Origin of the sequence: Nocardia sp. CC201C, assembly GCF_030010695.1 — a bacterium.
Lineage (GTDB): Bacteria > Actinomycetota > Actinomycetes > Mycobacteriales > Mycobacteriaceae > Nocardia > Nocardia otitidiscaviarum.
In genome coordinates this window covers 1-2,670 of the sequence record NZ_JASCXP010000638.1, presented here as the reverse complement: position 1 = coordinate 2,670, position 2,670 = coordinate 1, and the positions used below count along the sequence as shown (strand labels likewise).

The 2,670-nt window shown below is 70.8% G+C and carries 2 protein-coding genes and 1 pseudogene; 1 reads left to right on the top strand and 2 read right to left on the bottom strand.

All coding sequences use genetic code 11. The features are described from left to right. Together QK444_RS35320 and QK444_RS35315 are read right to left on the bottom strand one after the other, a co-directional pair. Positions 1–1,056: D-alanine--D-alanine ligase family protein (locus QK444_RS35320; RefSeq protein ID WP_282786341.1), on the bottom strand; the 1,056-nt coding region annotated here is incomplete at its 3' end. An 81-nt stretch (positions 1,057–1,137) separates the two neighbouring features. After that, positions 1,138–2,133, bottom strand: a complete 996-nt coding sequence (locus tag QK444_RS35315; RefSeq protein WP_282786339.1) for an NAD(P)H-dependent glycerol-3-phosphate dehydrogenase — start codon at positions 2,131–2,133, stop codon at positions 1,138–1,140. Positions 2,134–2,305: 172 nt separating this feature from the next. On the opposite strand from QK444_RS35315, the pseudogene QK444_RS35310 reads away from it, so the two are divergent. Then, a pseudogene (locus QK444_RS35310) lies at positions 2,306–2,670 on the top strand (2-phospho-L-lactate guanylyltransferase); the annotation flags it as partial.

The window sequence follows — 2,670 nt, the reverse complement described above, 5'->3', positions numbered from 1 at the left end:
GCTCACCAGTGTCGAATTGTCGATGCCGGTGGCCTCCCACATGCGCGGATACATGGAGATGGCGGTGAACCCGGGCATGGTGTTGATCTCGTTGATGACCGGACCGTCCGCGGTGACGAAGAAGTCGACGCGGGCCAGACCCTGGCAGCCCAGCGCCCGGAACGCCTCGACCGCCATGTCGCGGACCTGCGCCGCCACATCGTCGTCGAGTTTGGCCGGAACATCGAACTCGCAGACGTCGTCGATGTACTTGGTGTCGAAGTCGTAGAACCCCGGACCATCGGCGGCGGGGTCGCTCTCCGGCATCCGGATCTCCGCCACCACACTGGCCTCCACCCGGCCGTCCGGGAATTCCAGTACGCCGCACTCGACTTCACGCCCCACGATCGCCGCCTCCACGATCACCTTCGGATCGTGTTCGCGGGCGGTGGCGATGGCGGCGTCGAGATCGTCCCAGGAGACCACCTTGGTGATGCCGATGGAGGAGCCGCCGCGTGCGGGCTTGACGAAGACCGGCAGGCCGAGCCGCCGCTGGTCGGCCTCGCTCAGGGTGGGCGCACCGGGTCGCAGCACCACCTGGGTGCCGATGGGAAGTCCTTCGGCGGCAAGGAGTTTCTTGGTGAACTCCTTGTCCATACCGGCCGCGCTGGCCAGCACGCCCGGACCCACGTACGGGACCCCGGCCAGTTCCAGCAGCCCCTGCAGCGTGCCGTCCTCGCCCCAGGCGCCGTGCAGTACGGGGAACACCACATCCACGCTCCCCAGCACCTCGCCCCCGCCGACCGGCATCAGATGTCCGGACCGGCTGGGATCGACGGCCAGCGTCAGCGCGGTCCCCGGGGACGCCTCGACGGCCAGCTCCCGAGCCTTGCCGCTCAGCTCCCGCGGATCCCGGCCGCCCAGCACCCAGGTGCCCTCGCGCGTGATCCCGATCGGAACCGGCTCGTACCGTTCGGGATCGAGGCTGCCCAGCACGGTGCGGGCCGATACGCACGAGACGCCGTGCTCATTGCTCCGCCCGCCGAATACCACCGCCACCCGGATCCTGTTGGTCATGCCCGGAACCGTACCCGGTCACCGATGACGCTTCGGTTACACGGGTGACTCGCCCCGCTCTCGAACCGGACGGCAGCGGCGTCACTCCGACTTGAGCCGCCGCCCCAGCAGCTGCCCCACCGCCTCGGCGGCCGACAGGCCTTCGTGGCAGACGCGGTGCACGGCATCGGTGAGCGGCATTTCCACGCCGGTCCGCTCCGCCAGCGCGCGGACCGAGGTGCAGGACTTCACGCCCTCGGCGACCTGGCCGTGGGTGGCCTCCTGGGCGGTCTCCATGGTGCCGCCGGAGCCGAGCACATGACCGAAGGAGCGGTTGCGTGACAGCGGGGAGGTGCAGGTGGCGACCAGGTCGCCGACTCCGGCCAGACCGGCGAGGGTCACCGGTTCCGCGCCGAGGGCGACACCGAGCCGGATGATCTCGGCGAGCCCGCGGGTGATCAGGCTGGCGATCGAGTTGTCACCCAACCCCATGCCGGAGGCGATACCGCAGGCCAGGGCGATGACGTTCTTGCACGCACCGCCGATCTCGCAGCCCACCACATCGGTATTGGTGTAGGGCCGGAAGTAGCCGGTGGCGCAGGCCCGCTGCACCGCCTCGGCGCGCGCGGCGTCGCTGCACGCGACCACGGTGGCGGCGGGTTGGCGGGCGGCGATCTCCTTGGCCAGGTTCGGGCCGGACAGCACCGCCACCCGGCTCGGGTCGGCGCCGCTCACCTCGGCGATCACCTGGCTCATACGCAGCAGCGTGCCGGTCTCGATGCCCTTGGCCAGACTCAGCAGCGTGGCGTCGGCCGGGATATCGGCCTTCCACGCCGCGAGATTGGCCCGCAGCGACTGCGACGGCACCGCCAGCACCACGATGTCCGCGCCGTCCAGCGCGATTCGGTGGTCGTCGGTGGCGGCGATGGGCGGCAGCTCCACCTCGGGCAGATACCAGGGGTTGCGATGTTCACCGGCGATCGCCTTCGCCACCTCCGGCCGCCGAGCCCACATGGTGACCTCGGTTCCCGCCTCCGCCAACACCTTCGCGAACGCGGTCCCCCACGACCCCGCTCCCAGCACCGCTGCCCTCGTCATCAGACCAATATATGCACCCGCCGCGCCCGGCCGGGCCACACCGCCACACCCGGGAACATTCCCGCGTGCTCGACCGCTTGGCATTCCAGAGCGGTGGTCGCGGACGGGCGTTCACGCGGCGTTTACTGCCACCGCCGCGCGCCGGGTAACCATCGAGTGGGAGGATTCGGGCATGCGCTCGTCCGTGCACGCCGTCATCGCGGTGAAGAGTCTCGAGCTCGCCAAGAGCCGACTCGCCGACCGGCTGCATCCACGCGACCGGCCCCGCCTGGTGCTGGCCATGCTCGCCGACACCGTGGACGCGGCCACCGCGACGCCGGAGATCGGCTCGGTCACGGTCGTCACGCCCGATCCGCGGGTCGCCGACCTGGTGCGCGGACTGGGGGCACACGTCCATCCCGAACCCCTCGATCCGGATACCGGACGGCTGCCGGACGCGGCGCCACGCGCCGCCGCCGAGCCGCTCGATGCCATGGCGGCCCCGACCGGCTACCGCGCTCAGCCGCACGACCCGATGACATACCTGCGCGGCGAGGA